Below are 21,286 nucleotides of genomic sequence, written 5' to 3' on the forward strand. Positions count from 1 at the left end.
GCACTTCATCTTTTTGTCGGCTCGTGGGGCTGGTCCTGTGCAGCAATGCGTCGATGGTTTACTTCGCTTTGGATTCGATCCGTGTGGCAGTCGTCACGACGCTGGCCTGTTCGCTGCTGCTTCAGGCCTGCTATTTCGGCTGCGTGCTCTTTTTCGCGGACGTCGATGATCTGTAGAACTGTTCATTCGCTCCGCAGAGGGCCGGCGAATCCAATCTCTTCCTAAGCCCGTTGGCCGTAATCGAAAGACACGGGGCCGGCGAGTTCGTGCTCAGCTGCCACTGTGCTAGCAAGGGAACGGAATCCAATCCCGGAGCAGATGGCCAGAGTTGAGCGAAGACTGCGGTCGGAGCTCCTGCGCTTCCGGGTCTCCAAGGGGACGACTTTGCGAACCGAAGGGACTTTGAACCGTTGACGTGGCCAGCGTGCGGTAGGTTGGGCCAGCGACAGGGATCCCGGCCGGCCGGGAAGCACCGCCCTCTCAATGTGCGTTGACTTCGCTTCCTTTGGCGAAATGTGGGTAACGGCGAGGGCCGCACTCTTCCCGGGCCGTCGACATTCCCGCCCTTTTGGTGCGTGCGCCGTTAGGCGCGACAATTCGGTGCCCGCGTGTAACTGCGCGCATTCGCCGAAGCTTAGACGTGGTGCATTCCCGCTCGCCCGTTTGGCGGACAGTTCCGGCCGTGCTGGTTTTGCCGCCTAACGCCCGCCGCTCGTCACTGCCACACCCCTCTCCGGCAACGGCTCGGCGCATCGCGCAAGCCGGTTTAGCGATCAGGCCAGGCCCTTCGCGAGTTCCAACGCCTGCCGTTCGAAGAGGCGGCGGTAAATGCCACCATCGAGATTGATCAGGGCGGCATGATCGCCGTCCTCCATGATGCGGCCACGGTCGAAGACGAGCAGCCGATCGAGCGAGCGGACCGTCGACAGCCGGTGTGCGATGACGAGTGTGGTTCGGCCCACCATCAACCGATCCACCGCTTGTTGAATGAGCACCTCGGATTCCGAATCGAGGCTCGATGTGGCCTCGTCCAGAATAAGGATCGGCGCGTTCGCGAGGAAGGCGCGCGCGATCGCCACGCGCTGGCGCTCGCCGCCGGAGAGCTTCAAACCCCTTTCGCCGACCAATGTCCCATAGCCCTTCGGCAGGGGCGCGATGAATTCGTGGGCACTTGCCAGTCGTGCCGCTTGCTCGATCTCGGCCTGGCTCGCGCCAGGCCGGCCATAGGCGATGTTCTCGGCAAGCGACCTGTGAAACAGGATCGGCTCCTGCTGCACGATCGCGATCTGCGAACGAAGGGACTCTTGGGTCACCTCCGAGACGTCCTGACCGTCTATCAGGATCCGGCCGCCGCTCAGGTCGTAGAGTCTCTGGATCAGCTTCACGAATGTTGTCTTGCCGGAACCGGAGGGTCCAACCAACCCAACCCTTTCGCCAGCTTCAATCGACAGCGAACATTCGCTATAGAGCGGCAGGGGATGGTTGGCGTAGCGGAAGTGGACGTTCTCGAAATCGATACGGCCGTTCGTGATCCGGATCGGCTTGGCCTCTGGACGATCGGCAACATCCACCTGCTGATTGTGGATGGCCACCAGTTCTTCCATATCATTAACCGAGTGCTGCACGTTGCGGACATGCATGCCGGCATCACGCAGATAGCCCTGCAGGACGATGAAGGACGTGAGAACATATGCTATCTCGCCCGGCGTTGCCTGTCCATGCGACCACAGAAGCAGGGCATATCCGACCACCGCCACCCTGAGCGCAACCAAAGTTACGCCTTGGGTTGAGCCGATGATCGTTCCGCGCACCCAGCTCCGGCGCGCGCGGTGCCGCCATTTCGTCATGATATTTGCAAGCCGCTCGTCTTCGCGAACCTCTGCGCCGAAGCCCTTGACCACAGCGTTGCAACTGACCGCGTCCGCAAGCGCGCCGCTGAGCCTTGTGTCCCATCGGTTGGCAAGGCTCGCCGCTGGCGCGACATAGCCGAGCGACAGCGAAATCGAAAACGCAAGGTAGACGAGAGAGCCGCAAGCAAAGATCACGCCCATGACCGGCCAGTGCCAGCCGAGCAGCACCGTCGAGCCGATCAAGATGACAAACGACGGGAGCAGCGTGACGAGTATCGTGCTGTTGAGGAGGTCGAGCGCCCACATGCCGCGCGTTATCTTGCGCACTGTCGAGCCGGCGAAGCTGTTTGCATGCCAGTCTGTCGAAAAGCGCTGCACATGATGGAACGCTTCGGTCGCGACGTCGGAAATCATTTTCAACACCAGGTCGCTCAGGCCAATGAAGGCGACGTGGCGCATGGCAATGCCACCGAGTGCCAATGCAATCGGTACAGAGAATGCTGCAACAGCTGAATCCGAAGCTGGTGCTGCCGCATTAGCAGCACGAGAAACAGCGTCGATGAGTCGGCCAGAATAGAGCGGCATCAACACGTCAGCCAGCGTGGAGGCGAGCATCGCGGTCATGATGATCGCGAGCCGGGCCGGCTGCCTGTTCCAGAGGCGAACAGTGAAGGCGAAAACGTCGCGACAAGTGGCGCCGCGCCCATGGACGGGGAAACGTCTCATAGTTTCCAAGCGGGCGCATCAACACGCTCGGTCCCAAAGACGATAAAAGACAAAACTGGAATTTCGACCTCCCCCATAACAGCATCAATTTTGGCGGGCAGCTCTTGCCGCCTCACGACGGTGAGTTCAAAAGTCGTGCCAACTGAGCGGGAACATCCGAAGGACAAATTCAGCAGGTTACCGAGCCTGGAGAAAGTCAGCCGCCATCCAGTCGATACGATTGCTACGGCTGCTCAACTCGGGAGATTGGAAAAGAAGGTCGATGTATCGATTGAATTTTGAGCTTGTTCTTGCCTCGATCAAATAAGTACAGTTGCAATGCAGCTTTCTCAGGCCCGGCACTTAGGTGCTGATTTCAAAAGCGCGCCGCGAATACTTTCCTGCCCATATTCCGTCAATCGAATGCTCGACTGTCGGATTGTGCGCTCCCCGACACAGTGCTGTCGGTTCGCCTCCTGGGTACCTCCCCCGTCGATTGACGACCTGAAGGAGAAGCTTCGCTCGCAAGCTGGCACGACTCTTGAGGGTACTCCAGGTGGCGGAAGGAACTCCGGCTCGAGTCCCGTTGACTTCGGATGTTGCGAGGCTGGGTTGGAGCAAACTGTGCACCAATGAGAACGCAATGAAGGAGACATCATGGAACTCCGGCGGATTGCGGTGGAGTTAGACCTATTCCTCAAGATGACTGATGATGTCGCTCAATCCGAACAGTTGTTCGAACTGTTGTCTGCGTTTGCGCTGAATTTCGATTGCCCGTGGATTGCCTATGGGCCGCTCGCATCAGAGAGGGCTTTCAAGCCGAACCGGGAGGGTTCTGTGGTGATGTGGAATTATCCTGCTGAATGGCAGGAGCGCTACTCGAGAATGGGCTATGCCAAAATAGACCCCCTCATCAAGAAAGGTCGAAAGGAGGCGGGACCCTTTCGATGGAGCGAGGTGTATACTGATGAAAACATAACTGAAGATGGACGCCGCGTCTTGGACGAAGCAGCAACATTCGGCTTGAGGTCAGGCGTTACCGTCCCATTACATGGCCCTGGTGGCAGCTTTAGGTTTGTGAGTTTTGCTCAATCCTCGGACTGCGAATTGCAGAATAGAGCGATCACCTACCTGCAAATGGCCGCGCTGCGGTTTCATCGGATGGTTACGAAGTTCGACACTACGACTGCGTCGGAACGAGCTCATAACCTGTCTCCGAGAGAAATAGAGTGCATTGATTTGGTGTCACAAGGAAAATCATCTTGGGAAATAGGAACTATTTTAGGCAGATCACGAAATACGATAGATTTCCATTTAAAAAATGTAATGCGGAAGTTGGATGCGACCAGCAGAACGGTAGCTGTTGTAAAAGCTTTGAACCTTGGGATTATCCAACCGCCGTAGGTGCGCAGCTAGTTCTCCGCCCGTAGTAGCGCGCGTGATAGCCGAGACGCTCCGGCGTGCGCTCGCTCTTCGAAGCACCCAGCGCCTCGTCCATCTCGGCCTCGAGCACCTCCTGCATCACGGCGCGAATCACCTCGTGCAATCCATCCGGCTTCGAAAGCAAAATGTCGTTGACGCTGCTACGGCGGATTTATCTTCAGGCTTGGTCCTGGTGGCGATGCTGAGTTCGCTTCGCTGAGATTGGGCGGTCATGACAGGGTGGTGTTCAATGTCACCGATTCCTGGAAGAAATTACCATCCGTATTAAGCGACTGACGATGAGTGATGTGTGTCCAAAATCTGACAGCTGTCAGAAAACATTTCGGGTTCAATACAGCGGAGCGTCTTAGCCCTGTCGGGCTTTTCGAAGCCTATCTCGCAGTAACTGCGCGCCAGGCGCACTAGCTCGGCCTTTGCTGGTCGATGTGCGGCAATATAGTGTGAGGGCTGACCCGCATGAGAACACGGAACTCGCTCGATGAAGGATGATCGACGGCATCCAGAAAGCTTCTCTCCGGCGGGTTCGAGGGTGCTGCGCGCGCATCTCGGCGACGGGCCAGCGACCAACGGTTGAGGCTACATCTCCGGAGCGAGTGATGCCTCGAAAGATGCAATGCTGTCTCTGGTCCGACGCGCTGGAAGTTTGTGAAGGGTCGGCCCGGCAAATCGGTGAACCGGGCGGCTTAGGCTGCCAAAAAGGGTAGATGTCTGCGTTGCCTCGGTAGATCAGCAGGCGGTATCAGAAAGCCAAAGGCACACGCACACCATCGTGGCGCTTCGCAGGAAGTAGATGGGAGTAATCACCAGTGATTTTACCGGAACTTCGCTCAGCAAACACAGCCGGCAGGGTTTTGGAGATAACGACGACCACGGGATGCGTCGTAGGATGTTCATATTGTCCCCAGGACAAGTTCGCGGTCCGGCAAAGAAAAGTGTCTCATGCGAGTCATCTGGATCTTGAAGATTTCAAGCGGTGTCTGGCCCGCGTACCGACTTCCGTCGACATTGGTTTTGCGGGATACTCCGAACCTTGGCTCAATCCGGACTGTACCGAAATGGTGGAGCACGCCTTCGCCAAAGGCCATGGCATCAGGATTTTTACGACGCTGGTGGGAATGAACGGGCAGGACCTGCAGCGATTGCAAGCCTTGCGCTTGGGCGTATTCGTGGTCCATGTTTTCGATGACGGCACCTACATGAACAGCCGCCTGGTCGGAGACAAGTATCGCGATCTGGTTCGTCAACTCGTCGACGCGGACATCCCCTTGATCCGATTCGTGGCCTTGGGCGAGCCCCACCCAGATATAGCCGACATTATTCCTACCGAAGCCCTGATAAAAGCGCGGCCGGTGAGCAGTAGGGGTGGAAGCGTCGACCCTAAGATCGTTGCACCACGTCAGCCAGTGGTCGGAGCCCTAACCTGCGTGGACGCACGACAGTATCGGAATGTTCTTCTTCCAAACGGCGACGTTACCCTGTGCTCTATGGATTTTGAACGGCGTCACGTATTGGGCAACCTTCTATATGAGGGTTACTCCGCTCTGTTTGAAAAGCCAGTTTTTCGCGAAATCGTCGACCGCATGAATGGAGCAGATGGTTTTCTGCTTTGCAGGATGTGTGAATTCGCCGACCCAAACGACCGGACCTGAGTGCATGCCGGCCGAGAGGGCGTGCCTGGCAGTGCGGATGGCCCCACGACAGATGCACCTGCCCGCGACGCCATCGTGTTTTCACGTTACGCCAGTATGTTCCTGTAGGCGCGGCAGTGGGCCTCGAGCATTTCGGAGACGAGCTCATCGAAAGGTCTTCGCCTTCCAACCGAGCTTGTCGGCCTGCCTAGCTTGAGGTAACGCCGATCACAGGTCAACCATCGGTCGGATGGAAACAGTGTTAGTCGATCCCGATCAGAGCTTGATTGCTTACTCACGGCTCACCTCGTCAACGCCTTCACCCTCCCGGACGATCTCCTTTTCGACTCGCCTGAAGGCAGCAGCCCAGCTGCGGCCGGGGATGGTTGCCGTCGCGGTAGTGGACGTTCTCGAAACCGATGCGGCCCTTCGCCAGCGCGTCTCCCGGTTGCTTCCGCCTGGCCTACGAACGGGCTTTCCGTCAAGGGGGTCCACGGCGGCCCCGCCCTCTTGATCCGGCGGCTCGGGCCAGTCATCGCGCAAGAGATCGGAATCCGCATTCTTCTCAAAGAGAGCGTGGCTTTCGCTGTGTCATCGGTCATCAAATAGTTTCTTGAATCAGGTTGGTGTCCGCAGCCCGAGGTTGAACGGCGAATATTGATGACCGCCGCGAAGCCGCTCGCTCGCTACGGCGCTATTGAGGAGCGCGCTCGCGAGCGGCTTCGCTACCGCCGAGCGACACAACCTCTGGCGACGCGACCCTGCTGATCTCCTTGGACTCATTCATTTGTCCGGAGCGCTATGGGCAGCGAAGGGTGGGTACGTCAACTACCTGATGCCATAGTAGCGATGCTTTCGCGGAAGCTTTAGAAGCCATCCTGTTGCAGCACATTCGAAAGCATCCGAATGGAGGGCAACGCAACCCAACAATATTTGATGAGGATGCCGGCATCACCAGACCAAACCCAGACCAAACAAAGCTGCCTCCGGCATTCTGCTTCAACGTTAAGCGACGAACATCTGCCGCAAACCACTAGCCATTAAACAGCTCTCTTCTTTGAAAGACTATGTGCAGAGGACTTGATATGGACACCGACGCTTTCACGGCTCATGAATCTAACGTTCGTCGTTATTGCCGGGCGTTCCCCACCGTCTTTACGAAGGCCCTTGGGGCGACGATCTGGGACGAGACGGGTAAGCCCTTTATCGATTTCCTGGTGGGTTCCGGCGCACTCAACTACGGGCACAACAATCCGGATATTATGGCGCCAGCGATTGAATATCTCGTCGGTGAGAACATTCTTCTGTCGCTTGATATGCATACGGCGGCAAAGCGTGACTTCATTGAAGGGTTCGTCGATTGGATCCTGAAACCCAGAGGCCTTTCGTACAAGATTCAGTTTCCCGGGCCGACCGGCACGAACGCCAACGAAGCGGCGCTGGCGCTGGCGCGAAAATACACCGGCCGCTCGAGCGTCATGGCCTTTACGAATGCGTTCCACGGCATGTCGCTCGGCTCTCTAGCGGTGTCGGGCTCGGCCTCAACCAGGGAACTGGGAGGCGTCGCTCGCCACGATGTGATCCGTGTTCCCTATGACGGCTATCCGAGCCAAGCTTTCGATTCCGCCAGTTACATCGACAGCGTTTTGAGCGACCCGGGGAGCGGCATAGAAAAGCCTGCCGCAATCATTCTGGAGACCATCCAGGCCGAAGGCGGCATGAACGCCGCATCCGCAGCTTGGCTCACGGAAATTCAGCGCATTTGCCGTACGCACGGCATTGTTTTTATCGTCGACGATATTCAGGCGGGTGCGGGCCGAACTGGCGATTTCTTCTCATTCGAGTCCGCGAAAATCGAACCGGATATTGTGTGTCTTTCCAAGTCCCTAAGCGGTTCAGGTAGTCCGTTGTCCATCGTTCTGATTCGACCCGACTTGGACATATGGAAGCCCGGAGAACATAGCGGGACCTTCAGAGGCAACAATTTCGCCTTCGTGACGGCAGGAGCCATGTGCAAGATGTGGTCGGATAGGAAATTTACTGCAGGTGTCGAGCGGACAGCCGTCAGGCTGCAAACGCACCTCGATCGCCTGGTTGCGAAATTTCCAAGATACATCGAACAGAAGCGCGGCCGCGGTCTGATGGCCGGCCTGAAATGCCGTTCACCGGCAGTTGTCGGCCGCGTGCACGATGTCGCATTCGAAAATGGCCTTCTTATCGAATCCTCGGGGCCAAATCGCGACGTTATCAAAGTCCTCCCACCGATAACCATCACCGATGCCGAACTCGATCGTGGCATCACCATCCTTGAACACGCACTACAGGAGCAAGACAATGCCTAGTCAGATATCTCAAGTGCCAGCCATCTCGCCGGTTTCGATCAAAGAACGGACCGGGTCGATCAACACGGCGGAGATCATCTCGGTCCTGAAAGGTGAGCTCACCGCTCTGCACATCAAGCAAGCTTTCAGCACCGAAGTAGCCGAGGAGATCACTACGAACTTTATTGGAAGCTCTGGTCTCAGAGAGCGTAAAGATGGTGTGCCCGGACAATATGTCGGCGCATCTCACTACAGGAAGGATGCAGCCACCTATTTCGCAGACGCCGAAAACGCGCGGCCGTACGTCGATGCCCTTTTTAAGAATTTGGTTGACCCGGTTCGAGCAGTATTCAGGGCGTTGAAGCGAGAGCTTCACAACCAGGGAATCGAATTGCGGCTAGCCCGTTCCGAACACGGCCAGGCCAATGTTTGTCGCGGCCTCAGTTGGTCGGGCACAGGCACATTTTCCTTGGATCCCCACGACGACGTCGCTCAAGTCTTACGTGCTGGCGATGATTACGAGCTTTCTGCGGTGGCGCACAATACGGTCGCAGCGCTCAACCTCTATCCCAGCATGCCTGAGGAAGGCGGCAATCTGAAGCTCTGGAGCCACAAGCCGACGGTTGCGGACCGGATATCGCAAGGTGTGGAGACCACTGGATATCCCTATTCGGCAGCCTATCTGGAAGCCGTCCCTTGCCGCGAGTTCGAGCTCAAAACCGGGGATATCGCCCTAATCGATGGCGGCTTCGTTCACGGGGTTACCGGTCAATTAGGCGACGGAAAGCGTCGCCTAGTGCTGAATTGCTTTTTCGGATTTGCGCGGCCTGATCTTGTTCTCTGGTGGACGTGACGTTGGACCTCGCAGCGATCGACTGGCTTGGGCCGTGAGTTGGCGTGGCCAGGCGTGTGACTGCTCATGCTGCCGTCATACAAGCCGAACCTCGAACCGATTGAAATGGCCTTCGCCAGACAGTTTGGGCTGATGCCTTTGCAGGCTACAATTCAGGACTCGCCCTATGAAGAAGCAGTTTACTCCTACAAACGATGTAAGCCTCGCGATCTTTGATCGTCTTGAGTCTGAGGTGCGGAGCTACGTCCGTGCGTTCCCAGTTCTGTTCGATCGAGGCGTCGGCACTGCCCTCATAGCTACAGACGGTCGGGAATACATCGACTTCTTGGGAGGCGCGGGAGCCTTGAATTACGGGCACAACAACCCAGCCTTCACGCGGGCGTTGTTGGACTACATTGCGCGCGACGGAATTGTGCACGGGCTCGACCTTGCTACGACCGCCAAGAAGGCCTTCATCGAAGCTTTTGAGCAGTTTATTTTGAAGCCCCGCGGTCTGTCTTATAAATTGCAATTTACTGGCCCCACAGGTACGAACGCGGTCGAGGCGGCTCTGAAGCTAGCTCGCCAAGTGACCGGCAGGTCAAACATCGTTTCGTTTACGAACTCGTTTCACGGAGTCAGCGCTGGGGCGTTGGCGGCAACCGGAAACACGAAGTTCCGAGATGCTGTCGGCTTTCCCCTCGCGCACGTGACATCGTTGCCGTACGAGGGCTATCTCGGCGCTTCAGACACGATCGAGTATTTCGAGAAGCTTCTCGATGATCCTAGCAGTGGTCTCGGCAAACCCGCTGCGGTGATCCTAGAAGCAGTGCAGGGCGAAGGCGGTGTCAATGCTGCTACCGTTGAATGGCTGCAACGGCTGCGTGATCTGACCTCTCGGCACGAGATCCTGATGATCCTCGATGATATTCAGGCTGGTGTCGGTCGCACAGGGAAATTCTTCAGTTTCGAGGCGGCTGAGATCGTGCCGGACATCGTTACCCTGTCAAAGTCGTTGTCTGCAATTGGAACGCCTATGGCCCTTGTCCTCATGAAGCCTGAACTTGATGTCTGGACGCCGGGTGCGCACACCGGCACGTTCAGGGGCAACAACTATGCTTTCGTCACTGCTCGTGCGGCCCTTGAGACTTACTGGTCCGACTCCAAGTTTGAAGATGAGATTGCTCGCAAATCAGCCATCTTGGCTCAAGAACTCAAGTCGATCGCAGACGACTTCCCCAGCCTTGCTCTGAATGTCCGAGGCCGCGGCTTGATGTATGGACTCGTATCACCAAAGCACCACTCATTGCCGGGGCTCATTTCCCGGGAAGCTTTTCGTCGCGGCTTGGTGATCGAGATCGCTGGCTCGTATGGTGAGGTGCTCAAGTTCATGACAGCCCTTACCATAACCGAGGCTGAACTGCGCCGTGGTCTGTCGATCGTACGCGACAGCATTGGCGCGGTGCAGGACAGCATTTCAGCGGAGTAGGCATTCACTCAGTCCCCCCTACCCAGTCTGGGCTTATCAAGCAAAGGAAATTCCGCTTTAGACGTATGCGATTGTATGGAGACGGACAGCAAAAATGGACACTCGGAGAGCTCAAACAATGGACACCGACCGCTTGACGTGATCGAACGACAGTACGGCATGTGCAAATCAATACACACTTCTTGCTCGTTGCAAGATGAAGGACGACGTCCAGGGCCGGTGAAACCGGTATTCTAATATATTATATAAGTAAGATGGTAATATTGCTGGTTTATCACGAGCGAAGACGAACGGTACACAACACATTAGAAATTAACTTGTATAAGAGGTCCGGTATTTCTTATCCTTTCTGATGAAAAATAGAACGGATTTTGTGCGACGTCGAAGTTTGGCGAGACGAGTGTAAGGCGCGTTCGCGAACCTTACACCGTTACGTTCTGAAGGAGTTGAGATCGTGAGTGATATGACAGCCCGAGACGATGAGATAAGCCTAGCCGAACGCGTAACGCAGCATTTGAAACCGCATTTATGGGCAAAGGCCAACCGGCTCCTTATCCGTAAAGCAATCAGCGAATTTGCACACGAGTTGCTAATTGCTCCTCGACTCCAGCGAATGGAAGGCGACTGGGGGAAGTATGTGCTGGAAAGCGAGACCCCTGGGTTGGAGTATTGGTTCCAGGCTCGGCGCCTCCTGCTAGATCACTGGCAAGTGGACGCCGGCTCTCTGGAGAAAAGGATTGAGGGCAGGCCGGCCCCCCTGGATGCGCTTGATTTTGTTATTGAGTTCAGCCGCCATCTTGGCATAAAGGAAGAGATGATGCCGGTTTACCTGCAGGAGATCAGCAGCACGCTGTATGGCAGCGCGTACAAGCAGGCCAAAACAGAGATATCCGCCGCAGAACTGGCTTTTGCCGATTACCAGATCGTTGAGGCTGGCATGACGGAGGGCCACCCGACCTTTATCGCGAATAACGGTCGCATTGGCTTTGACGCGCTCGACTATAGTCGCTATGCGCCGGAGGTGGGCAGTTCGATAAGACTCATATGGCTGGCCGTCCATAAAGAAATGGCAACGTTTAAGTCCATTTCAACGCTCGACTACGACCTTCTCATGCACGAGGAACTCGGTCGACAGGCGCTGGAACAGTTCGACGCAGCGTTGCGTCAAAAGGGACTAAACTCGACCGATTACATCTATATGCCAGCGCATCCTTGGCAATGGTTCAATCGGCTCTCAACTATCTTCGCGGCGGATATCGCCAACCGGCACATTGTCTGCCTAGGCCAGGGGAAGGACATATATCATGCCCAGCAATCGATCCGCACACTTTTCAATATAAGCGATCCGCATAAACGGTACGTGAAAACGGCGCTGTCGATACTTAACATGGGGTTTATGCGCGGCTTGTCACCGACACACATGCTGGCGACGCCCGCCATCAACGAATGGTTGAAGAATTTGCTCGACAGTGACTCCTATTTAGCCGCCAACGGCTTCAGCATCCTTCGCGAGGTCGCGACGATTGGCTATCGCAATCGTTGTTTCAACACCGCCCTCAAGAAGGACTCCCCTTACAAGCAGATGCTTTCTGCGCTGTGGAGGGAAAGCCCCCTTCGGCAGTTGAAAGAAGGGGAACGTCTGATGACAATGGCGTCGCTGCTTCATGTCGATTACAATGGTGAAGCACTCGTGACAGCCCTCATCAATGCCTCGGGGTTAGACGCCGCCGCTTGGCTACGCCGCTATTTTGAATCTTATCTGGCGCCGCTTCTCCACTGCTTTTATGCTTACGATCTAGCGTTTATGGCACATGGAGAAAATATAATTCTAGTTATGAAAGATCACGCTCCGACGCGAGTTATCATGAAAGACATTGGCGAGGAGCTTCGTATTCTAGGCGGAGATCTCAACGTGCCGGAGGAGATTAAGAGGATCTGCATTCAAGTAAATCGCGACATGAAGCACGACTTCATTTTCACCGACGTTTTCGACTGCTTCTTTCGTTACTTGGCTGTAACACTCGAAGAACATCTTGATTTTCCGTCGACACACTTCTGGCAGCTCGTAAGCGAGTCCATCCTTGGCTACCAGACGAAACATCCGGAATATGACGAAAAATACAGGCAGCATGACCTATTCGCTCCAGAATTTCTGCGACGATGTATGAATCGACTGCAGATACAAAAAAACCAGCAAATGGTGGACTTCGGTGATCCGGGAGAATACCTGCACACCGTCGGCACGCTGAAGAACCCACTGGCGGGCATTCGCAAAGTGACCAGTGCAGGTTAAGCTTGAAGGAGGCGCGTATTTTAAATGAACAATGTAGTTAGCCGGTTTTGGGCCAATACCATACCCCCCCCTTGGGGTAAGCAACCCCTTGCGTAAACGCCGCCGCAGCATGTTGCGCGTATCAGGCGCCCGCTCACCAGCGCGTCGCCTGCTTCCATTCTGAAAGGAGGCGCCTAATTTTTTTATCGCCTTCGGGCCGGCTTTCCAGGTGCCGTCAACACTGACACGGTTAGGCGCCCAAAGCTTGATTTGTGTAGACCTCGCTACCTTAAGCATAAACCTCGTCGAACGCCTTCAATCAAGCACTGCGGCCTTGACGCTCATGCTAGGAGATCATGGCCGCGTTGGAGGTAAGTGCGGCTCTAACTTATGGCTAGAAGGGAGCTTCTCATGTACATTCTAGAAACGCCGCGCCTAATCCTAAGGCCACCGTCGCATAGCGACGAGCTTCTTCTACATGAGCTTCATAGCGATCCATTTGTGGTAAATGCCATGTGGGATGGAGTCTATCCGACCCGAGAGCAATCGAAAGCTAAACTACAACAGTTCATCCATCATTGGCAGAGCAATGGTTTCGGCTTATGGATGGTGTTCGTAAAAGGCGAAGGCCAAGTCGGAAAATTCGCAGGCTACTGTGGATTGATGTACAGTGGCCCGTATCTGCCCGAAGATCCCACTAATGTGGAAACCGTATCGTGCCTCCACCTTGCGTCTTCCGGTAAGGGGATCGCCGCAGAGGCCGGCAGGGCAGCGATCCAGTTTGCTTTCGAGAACCTAACGCTCGAGAAGGTCACTTCATTCATTCGCCCAACGAACACGCGTTCGCTTCGGAAAGCACCGAAAGTAGGCCTTCGCTATGTAAGAGACCGGGTCTACAATAACGTAGTTATGCGATATTTTGAAGTGACAGTCTTGACTGCTGTAAAAATCGAAAAAGTCGTCGTTATCTCTTGTTAGTATCATTGTTTCTCGGAAGACGGTGATGCAAGAAACCGTAGGCGAGCGCTGCTCTCGCCCTACGAACTTGCAATCATTCACACCGACGCACCGGCGTGTCCGGAGATGCATGTGCCCTGGAATTGAGAGCTTGTCGGTTCAGAGATAGTTCAGATGGGTCGCTCGGTCTCGCTTCGGGCATGCCCTCGACCGATTTGGCGATCAAATCGCTCCGTTACAGACGGCATGATGTGGAGCTGCCGCGCCGTAAGTGACCATATCTCAGGCGGTAGGAGGAGCGCTTTGCTGAAGAAGCCCATCACACTTGGTACCTTGATGGGGAGTTGCGTGGTTTTCGATTATATCGTCGTGGGTGGTGGCTCCTCTGGATGCGTGATGGCGAGCAGGCTCTCCGCCTATGGCGCTCGCGTGCTGCTCATTGAAGCTGGCCCTGATACGCCGCCGAATGCCATTCCTGACGACATCCAGGATGGCGACCCAACGCGTGCTTACCTTAATCCCGGTTATCGATGGCAGTCACTCCACGCGACAACGGTGCGAGGTGGCCGCAAGCCTGTCCATTACGAACAGGCGCGCGTCATGGGTGGCGGCTCCAGCATCAATGCCCAAGTCGCCAACCGCGGCGGGCCCGGAGATTACGATGAGTGGGCCTCAAGCGGTGCAACGGGCTGGGGTTGGGAAGACGTGCTGCCCTACTTCCGTCGTCTAGAATGCGATTTGGATTTCGGCGGGGAATTTCATGGCACGAACGGCCCCTTGCCAATCAAACGTGTGCGCCAATCAGACTGGTCGGGCTTCATCCGGGCAATCTCCGATGCTTACGATGCTTTGGGGCTTCATTTCAGGCCAGACTTCAATGGTGCATTCGGTGATGGCTATTCAGTTGTCCCATTGACCAACCGCAATGGTCATCGGGTCTCCTCCGCGATGGCGTACTTACCCGAAACCGTCCGCTCTCGCCGCAATCTAACGATTTTATCCGAAACGACAGTTGCGCGGCTGACCTTTTTGGGAACAACGGTAACGGGGGTCGAGACGGAGAACAAATCGGGCGTGCAATCGTATAGCGCTTCTTGCGTTATCCTGTGCGCAGGAGCACTCCATTCACCCGCCATATTGATGCGCTCCGGGATCGGCCCCGCGAAGGAATTAGTACAATTCGGAATCCCTATCGTTGCAGATTTGAAAGGTGTGGGCCAGAATCTTCAGGAACACCCCACGATTTGCGTTTCGGCCTATTTGAAGCCGGCCGATCGCTTGTCACCCGGCGTGAGCGAATATATTCAGATGCACGCCCGCTACTCGTCGGGTTACGAAGGCTGCCCGTCGACCGATATGGCAATATCGACTGTTGCCAAATCATCCTGGCACCCGCTGGGGAGGCGCCTCGGCACTCTCGCCGTGTGGGTCAATCGCAGCTACTCGACGGGAACTGTGGCGCTCAAGGGTAGTTCGCATAAAATAGAGCCGGAGGTCGATTTCAACTGGTTGAGCGACAAGCGGGACGCCGAGCGCCTCAAGCAGGGCTTTCGCTTCATAGTCCGCCTGCTGCAGCAAGATTCGCTGTCCTCTGTGGCGCTGGACCCGTTTCCGTCAGCGTTGAATGCGCGAGCGAAGCTGGTGAGCAAGGTCACAAGCACAAACTATGCACTCACGTCATTTCTGGCGCTGCTCATGGACGCGTCGCCGCGGCTGCGCCGTGGGCTGATTAGGCGCGTCATAACGGATGGGGATAGCATTTCCGATCTCGTCAACGACGAGAAACATCTGGATCGGTATATTCGCCAGAACGTCATCCCAAGTTGGCATCCGACGTCGACCTGCAGGATGGGGGCAGCCGCGGATCCTGGCGCTGTGACCGATCCGTCGGGACGCGTTCATGGTATTTTGGGTTTGAGGATCGCCGACGCTTCCGTCATGCCATTTTGCCCTCGGGCGAACACAAACATTCCGACGATTATGGTGGCTGAGAAATTGGCCGACACAACCTTGAGAGACGGCAGACGGAGCTAAATCGCTGCCTGCTTTGCTGCTCGGCTAGTCGTCTCGTCGAGACGGCGGATAACGTCGACAAGCGCTTCCTCAGCTCATGTGCTCCTTGGTGCCGCCAGGCAGAACGCCGAACCCGATGTAGATGGCTTTTTTGCGAACGAAGTCTTCGTCCCTGAGCTTGACCGCTCGACCCGGATAGCGTCGAAAAAGACTATGGGATAGGAAAATTTCGAGCGGTCGGTTTCTGCCATTCGGCCATCGTCCGGGACGGCGTGTGTGATGGACGAGCTCAGGTAGCTGGCGATACCTCGCGTCATAGAGCTCTTCGAGATGGCCGATCCTGCCATGAAACCCGGAGGTCGGCGCTGGTCTGGATTGAGCCTGGAAGTCATAAAGCAATTCAGAATTGTAAATCGCTCTTAGTATCTTGGCCGTGATAATGTTAAACTAACCGCGACGGATGTAACAATATATACAACTATATTAACATACAAATCGTTGTTATCTTCACCAGGAAGCGCTAGAGATCAATTGCTAAGACGGAATCACCGCCCAGCCATCGGCTTAGCCTTAGAATGGGACATCATGTCGACTTTCGTTATTATTGGAAGAGACGGCGCGTTGCCCACATCCAAGGAACTGTCGACTTTGAGAGCCGCGGCAAACACTAATCAACTTAAGCGCCCAAAAAGGGGATTGACTATGACCACGCTGCCGAAAATTTCACTTTCGAAATTGAGAGACGATGCAACGCGACGTGACGAGCGCCAGCGCCTGCAAATGGCATGCCAGGAATACGGGTTCTTCTACCTTGTCGAGCACGGCATCCCCGGGGAACAGATCGCGCAAGCCATTGAGGCTTCCCGGCGATTCTTCGCATTGCCACAGTCGGTTAAGGAACGCTACGGGCACGCCTTTCAGGACGTGTACCCCACTGCCGCCCGTGGATACAGTCCTTTACACGGCGAAATGCTACATCCTGAGGCCGGCTTCGATCCAAAGGAGGTATTCGACCTCGGAATTGAGAACGAAGGCGACCGGCGTCCGTTCTCCGGCCGCACGCGCCTTCCGGATGAAGCCTTGGCTCCTGGCTTCGCAAGAAACCTGCTTGCTTTGCAGGCTACCGTGCTCGCCGGGATTGTCCCCCAGATCGGGGATGCGCTGGCGGACCTGATAGGTATGGAAGAGGCATGGTTCCAACGCCATTTCAGCACGCCGACGCTTGGGCAACGCGTGATACGGTATCCAGCTCGCGGCGGCACTTGCGCAAAGCACACGGATCATGGCTTCTTCACGCTGCTGCTGCAAGAGGAACTCCCCCTGCGTTCCTTGCAGGTGTGGTTCCGCGGTCGATGGATGCCGGTGCCGAGCCTGCCCGATAGTCTCGTAGTCAATCTGGGCGACCTCCTTCAGGTCTTGAGCGACGGCCGCTTCAAGAGTACGCCCCACCAGGTCGTGCATAGTGGTCCGACTGATCGAATTTCGCTGCCCTTCTTTATTTATCCCGAGATCGACGCTCGCCTGACTTCGCGACAAGGGCAGCAAGTTAGTGTTGTAGAAATGATGCTGCGCAACGTTGAGTCAATATGGGTGACTGGGAATGGCGCCGGACGCGCGCGCGAACTGCAATGATTGTCTGCTTTTCTAAAGCATGCGCAATTATGGCGCCGACGCGGTGCAGATCTCCGTGGTAAGCTGGAAGAACTCTCGCATCCGCTAGATTGTCCCGCCGTCGCGCGTGTAGCGCGGCGGTCGGAAGCCCGCTTCGGGATGAATGCACCTATGGTGTCAGATTGTTTGCATCGTGTGGTCGCAGGGAAAGATCGCACTAGATCTGCACCGCTGTCGCAAACGTGCTGCGGGAAAACCTGAGGGAACTTGATCCCATGATAACGCTCGCCCAACTCGCGCTTGACGTATCGCGAACCGAGCTCCCGGGAACCAGTTCCAGCGCGACCACGACGCCGTCACAGGCGGAAAGATCTTATAACACCCGGCGGTCGCGTGCTGCACGTCTTGCGGGCCGGTGGCAGTTATCGCAAGCCGTCAACCTTTCAGGCCGAACACCTCGCGCCCTGGAGCCCATTCTCAGCCGGAGCCCGCCCCTCATGGAGATTCGTCTCGCAGGCACTGCCGACCGCGATGCATGGCGGTCCCTTTGGTACGCATATTGCGCCGACCAAGGTCTCAATTCATCAGAACAGGCGACAGATAGGATCTGGCGGCGCATCGAGCGCCCAGACGAACCGATTAACGCGCTGATCGCGGTCTCAGCAACTGGCGTTACCATAGGTTTTGCTACCTTTGTCATTCACCCGTATACTCTTAGCGATCGTCCGGTCTGTTTTCTCGCAGATCTCTATGTCGACGAGTCTTCGCGGCGCCAGGGGATTGGCCAAGCCATGCTCACGAATCTGGCCTCCTACGGTCGCGACCAAGGCTGGCTGAGAATCTATTGGAATACGGACAGATCAAATTATCATGCGCGGGCGCTCTATGACAAGATCGGTAAATTGAGTCCATACCTTACCTACTACTATGACCTGTAGACTTGCTCTGAGGTCGTAACGAAAGCGCATTGACCTGCCCCAGTCTTTTAAACAGTGGCGAGTAGACTAGAGGTGCAGCCATTTATGTTGCGCACATGGGCTTGCAGCGGAATGTATTTTCGGCGCGATGATCCATTGATCAGGCAAGGACCGTGTTCGAGGTAAACTCCGTGCGGTGGTCTGCGACGATCATGCCGGGCTTGCCGCGCTGGGCGATCAGGTCGTCAGTTCGCGAGCAACGCGGCGACCAGAGATCTGTGTCCGGAATCGCGTAAGGCATTCGCGCGTCACGTCGTCGACGAGTTGATCGGCCGCAGGAGAACTGGTCGTACAGCGACCAGCGTGCGTTCGGCTTCGCCTCGACACGGATCGGCCCCGCATGCCGACCGCCGCTCGCCGTCCGCACTTCAACAAGGTAGGCGACATCTCGTCGACCGGCAAGATCTATTCCGGACGTCCGCGCTGTCGTTATGACAAGCCATATTCTAATTTAGATCTCAAAAATCTTCCGGGGAGCAGTGGTCAGTACCTCGACGCCGGAGTCTGTGACACGGAACGTTTCGCTGATGACGTATCCAAAATCCTCCTCGATCCAATTACCTAACATCAGGTGAAAGGTCATGTTTGGTAGCAACTCTGTCATATCGCCATCCTTAAGGCTTGCGGTCGGCTCCAACCAACCAATGCCGTGTGCATAGCCGCAACGCGTCTCCTTTTTGAGGCCCCGCTTCTCGATGCTGCGATTGAAGGCGTTGGCAACATCGCTGCAAGTCGCTCCTGGCCGTATCGCATCAAGAGCGACCTCAAGGCCGGCGACTTGGATCTCATGCACGCGACGTAGACGATCGGAGGGTGAGCCGATCGTGTAAGTGCGCATAAGCCCAGCACAGTAACCATATCGCGCACCGCCGATTTCGAGATTCACCTGCGATCCATAGCGAAAAACGTCCTCGCTCCACGGAATGTGGCACGTTCCCGTTCGCGGTGATGAACACAAACTTATTCCCTCGATCCCGCTTCCTGGCTTACCGTTTGCGCCGCGCACCAACGTTGCCACAATTTCCGCGCACGCGTCTGCTTCACGCACCCCGGGGCGTATTACCTCAGCAGCGCGTCGAATCGCGGCGTCTGAGATTGCCGCCGCCTCCCGCATTACAGCTATCTCGAGATCTGACTTGATGAGCCTTTTCCAAGTGACCGCCTTAGTAGCATCGACGATCGTGGCACCAGGCAGGCGCATCCTAAACTTTTTCGCCGATTGCGATGGAAGGCAGCATAGCTCGATTCCTATGCCTCGACTCGCGAGGCCGACGTCCTCCAAGTAATCGACTACCGCGTCATAGCCATCCTTGTCAGGATTTCCAATATACGCTTCGGGGTATGCGACGATTTTGTCGCGCTCCATAAAACATTGATGAATGGCTGCCGGCGCATCACAGCGGCGCAGAATGAACGTCGGTTCCTCTTCTCGTATCGAAACCACAACGGCCTGAGGAACATAGGCTGATAGCGCGGTGTACCCCGTGAGATAGGTAATGTTATGTTGGTCGGAAACGACGAGCGCGTCGATATCGCACCGACCCATTTCGAACTTCACCGAGCCGAGCCGGCGAAGGTATTCACTTCTAGGGAATGCCTGGGGTCCCTTGGATATATTCATAAGTTTGAACTCCAGCTATGCTTTTGACAACAAGGCGAGCTATTGCGGGTAAGAGTTCTTATGCTGGCGACGGATCACCTCTCAGTTGGGGGGGAGTCGTGGGGCTGCAGATCGCTCCTGTTCGCCCGACGGCGGTGTGATAGACCAAGCGATTAAGTCGACAGCTCGTTGGAGTATCGCTTCGGTCTGAGCAAGGCTGGGTGAAACGGCGACGACATGTCCTATCCAGTCTCGAAAATCGCCTTTCCTGAAGATCGGCGCGTTGGGTTCAACATACAATTTGATTTCAGCGACACCTGGTACCGCGATCGCCTGACTGCCGCCATCGATCCAATCGAGGGTGCCGTCGCAATCAGCAACTAGGAACCGCGCGGCTGCGGTCTGCAAATGCCTTCTGCGCAAATCCCATTCCTCGCCGACGACAAGCTTGATGTGCTCGGTGACCAGATCGACACCGCTCGCCAGTTGGACCAGTTCAGGCTCAAGCGCACCAGCAAGACGCGGATTCACTTCGATTACAACCGGGCCATGATTAGTCAACCGGAGCTCGATGTTCGTTGGCCCCCAATTAAGGCCAAGAGCTTGCAAGCACCTCAGCGAAACATCAACGATACGGTCATGATCGTCTTCCGCAAGCGGGGCCGGGAAGGTCGTTTCACGGAAGACGAAATGCGGTGGGGGGCCGAAATCAACGGCGACAATCCCAATAACCTCATTGCCCATTATCTCCACGCTATAAAAAGGGCCGCGCGCGAATTCCTCAACCAATATCCTCGGCGAAGACGGCCAGATGTGCTTCCCACCCAACAGATAGGTCGTGTGGTCAGCTAACTCATCGGCGTTGCGGCACAATCGGACACCGATGCTACCGCTGCCGATTGCCGGCTTAACAATTACGGGAAAGCCGATCTCCGCGACAGCGCTTTCTACTTCTGCCACATTCAGCGCCATGCGATAAGCGGGTATCGGAACTCCGGCTTCCGCAAGTAGCTGGCGCTGAGAGAATTTGTCACAGCATCGTTCAATCAATTCGGGGTTGGGTCCCGGTAAGTCGAAATGCCGACATAGTTTGCCAACGGTTGCATAGACCGACTCGTCGATGCCCGAGAAGCCCGTGATACCAGCGATGTCATTGGTCTCACGCAGCCTGGAACATTCGCGAATCAAGGTATCAAGATTGGTTGTATCGACACGGATTGCCTCGCTTCTTTCCGCCGCAAGATACTCGTACTGTGTTGGATCAACTGATAGTGTAATTGGATGAAAGCCAAGACGCCGGGCCGCGTGGATGTATCGTATTCCATTACCTCTTGCATGGCCTTCAACCAGGATGAGAGCTTTCCTTGACATTGGCTGTTCTCCACTCTGCGTTTTTGTCGATAGGTCGTTTTGCCATCGTGGACCTCAGACTTAAAGACAACGATCCAAGGCCAAACATTCCGTGAAATTGGTCGCCTCTACCCGCAGCCGCTGGCTGAAGCTGAAGTTGCCTTTGGCGCAGCAAAATCGTCTTCCCAGATCTGGGCAGAACCGATTGGGCTTGATGGCAACTGACCGAATAGTGGCC

General features: G+C 55.8%; 15 protein-coding genes and 3 pseudogenes. 12 read left to right on the forward strand and 6 right to left on the reverse strand.

Features of this window, described 5'->3' with window-relative positions; genetic code table 11:
* Window positions 1-53: 53 nt before the first annotated feature.
* Window positions 54-176 (forward strand): exopolysaccharide production repressor protein, encoded by a 123-nt coding sequence (locus tag FJV80_RS29765; RefSeq protein WP_127248688.1) that lies wholly within the window; start codon window positions 54-56, stop codon window positions 174-176.
* A gap of 597 nt (window positions 177-773) precedes the next feature.
* On the opposite strand, the gene FJV80_RS29770 is transcribed toward FJV80_RS29765, so the two are convergent.
* Window positions 774-2,576 (reverse strand): ABC transporter ATP-binding protein, encoded by a 1,803-nt coding sequence (locus tag FJV80_RS29770; protein ID WP_063169366.1) that lies wholly within the window; start codon window positions 2,574-2,576, stop codon window positions 774-776.
* On the opposite strand from FJV80_RS29770, the gene FJV80_RS34725 reads away from it, so the two are divergent.
* Window positions 2,556-2,858, forward strand: coding sequence for a hypothetical protein (locus tag FJV80_RS34725; RefSeq protein WP_127262113.1), 303 nt, complete (start codon window positions 2,556-2,558; stop codon window positions 2,856-2,858). The two genes, FJV80_RS29770 and FJV80_RS34725, sit on opposite strands and share 21 nt — an antisense overlap.
* Before the next feature lie 354 nt (window positions 2,859-3,212).
* A complete protein-coding gene (locus FJV80_RS29775) occupies window positions 3,213-3,959 on the forward strand; it encodes a LuxR family transcriptional regulator (protein ID WP_063169365.1) in 747 nt (248 codons plus the stop codon).
* Window positions 3,960-3,975: 16 nt separating this feature from the next.
* Here FJV80_RS29775 and FJV80_RS29780 read toward each other — a convergent pair.
* Window positions 3,976-4,211 (reverse strand): annotated as a pseudogene (locus FJV80_RS29780) (transposase); the annotation flags it as partial.
* Between the two features lie 719 nt (window positions 4,212-4,930).
* Here FJV80_RS29780 and FJV80_RS29785 point away from each other — a divergent pair.
* From FJV80_RS29785 to FJV80_RS29815, 7 genes are all read left to right on the forward strand, one after another.
* Window positions 4,931-5,647 (forward strand): SPASM domain-containing protein, encoded by a 717-nt coding sequence (locus FJV80_RS29785; protein ID WP_224571099.1) that lies wholly within the window; start codon window positions 4,931-4,933, stop codon window positions 5,645-5,647.
* 1,064 nt (window positions 5,648-6,711) lie between these two features.
* Window positions 6,712-7,968, forward strand: coding sequence for a diaminobutyrate--2-oxoglutarate transaminase (gene ectB / locus FJV80_RS29790; protein WP_063169362.1), 1,257 nt, complete (start codon window positions 6,712-6,714; stop codon window positions 7,966-7,968).
* Window positions 7,961-8,800, forward strand: coding sequence for a hypothetical protein (locus tag FJV80_RS29795; protein WP_063169361.1), 840 nt, complete (start codon window positions 7,961-7,963; stop codon window positions 8,798-8,800). Before ectB (FJV80_RS29790) ends, FJV80_RS29795 begins: the two co-directional genes overlap by 8 nt.
* 166 nt (window positions 8,801-8,966) lie before the next feature.
* Complete coding sequence (gene ectB / locus FJV80_RS29800) at window positions 8,967-10,268, forward strand: diaminobutyrate--2-oxoglutarate transaminase (protein WP_063169360.1); 1,302 nt, start codon at window positions 8,967-8,969, stop codon at window positions 10,266-10,268.
* 463 nt (window positions 10,269-10,731) lie between these two features.
* The gene (locus FJV80_RS29805; protein ID WP_063169359.1) at window positions 10,732-12,561 is read left to right on the forward strand and encodes an IucA/IucC family siderophore biosynthesis protein; all 1,830 of its coding nucleotides are present in this window, start codon (window positions 10,732-10,734) and stop codon (window positions 12,559-12,561) included.
* Window positions 12,562-12,951: 390 nt separating this feature from the next.
* The gene (locus FJV80_RS29810) at window positions 12,952-13,518 is read left to right on the forward strand and encodes a GNAT family N-acetyltransferase (RefSeq protein WP_158515808.1); all 567 of its coding nucleotides are present in this window, start codon (window positions 12,952-12,954) and stop codon (window positions 13,516-13,518) included.
* Window positions 13,519-13,800: 282 nt separating this feature from the next.
* Window positions 13,801-15,531 carry a GMC family oxidoreductase N-terminal domain-containing protein gene (locus FJV80_RS29815; protein WP_224571100.1) on the forward strand — a complete coding sequence of 577 codons (1,731 nt, stop codon included), beginning with the start codon at window positions 13,801-13,803 and terminating at the stop codon, window positions 15,529-15,531.
* A gap of 81 nt (window positions 15,532-15,612) precedes the next feature.
* Here FJV80_RS29815 and FJV80_RS35365 read toward each other — a convergent pair.
* Window positions 15,613-15,756 (reverse strand): annotated as a pseudogene (locus tag FJV80_RS35365) (transposase); the annotation flags it as partial.
* 456 nt (window positions 15,757-16,212) lie between these two features.
* On the opposite strand from FJV80_RS35365, the gene FJV80_RS29820 reads away from it, so the two are divergent.
* Both FJV80_RS29820 and FJV80_RS29825 read left to right on the forward strand, forming a co-directional pair.
* Window positions 16,213-17,142, forward strand: a complete 930-nt coding sequence (locus FJV80_RS29820; protein WP_063170383.1) for a 2-oxoglutarate and iron-dependent oxygenase domain-containing protein — start codon at window positions 16,213-16,215, stop codon at window positions 17,140-17,142.
* 476 nt (window positions 17,143-17,618) lie between these two features.
* Entirely contained in the window at window positions 17,619-18,059 is a 441-nt protein-coding gene (locus tag FJV80_RS29825; RefSeq protein ID WP_158515807.1) for a GNAT family N-acetyltransferase, read from the forward strand.
* 142 nt (window positions 18,060-18,201) lie between these two features.
* Here FJV80_RS29825 and FJV80_RS29830 read toward each other — a convergent pair.
* The 3 genes and pseudogenes from FJV80_RS29830 to FJV80_RS29840 form a co-directional block, all read right to left on the reverse strand.
* A pseudogene (locus FJV80_RS29830) lies at window positions 18,202-18,432 on the reverse strand (IS3 family transposase); the annotation flags it as partial.
* A 117-nt stretch (window positions 18,433-18,549) separates the two neighbouring features.
* A complete protein-coding gene (locus FJV80_RS29835) occupies window positions 18,550-19,719 on the reverse strand; it encodes a Xaa-Pro peptidase family protein (RefSeq protein WP_063169356.1) in 1,170 nt (389 codons plus the stop codon).
* A gap of 81 nt (window positions 19,720-19,800) precedes the next feature.
* A complete protein-coding gene (locus FJV80_RS29840) occupies window positions 19,801-21,069 on the reverse strand; it encodes an acetyl-CoA carboxylase biotin carboxylase subunit family protein (protein ID WP_082826583.1) in 1,269 nt (422 codons plus the stop codon).
* Between the last annotated feature and the right edge of the window lie 217 nt (window positions 21,070-21,286).

The organism is Mesorhizobium sp. WSM4310, assembly GCF_007003935.1.
GTDB lineage: Bacteria > Pseudomonadota > Alphaproteobacteria > Rhizobiales > Rhizobiaceae > Mesorhizobium.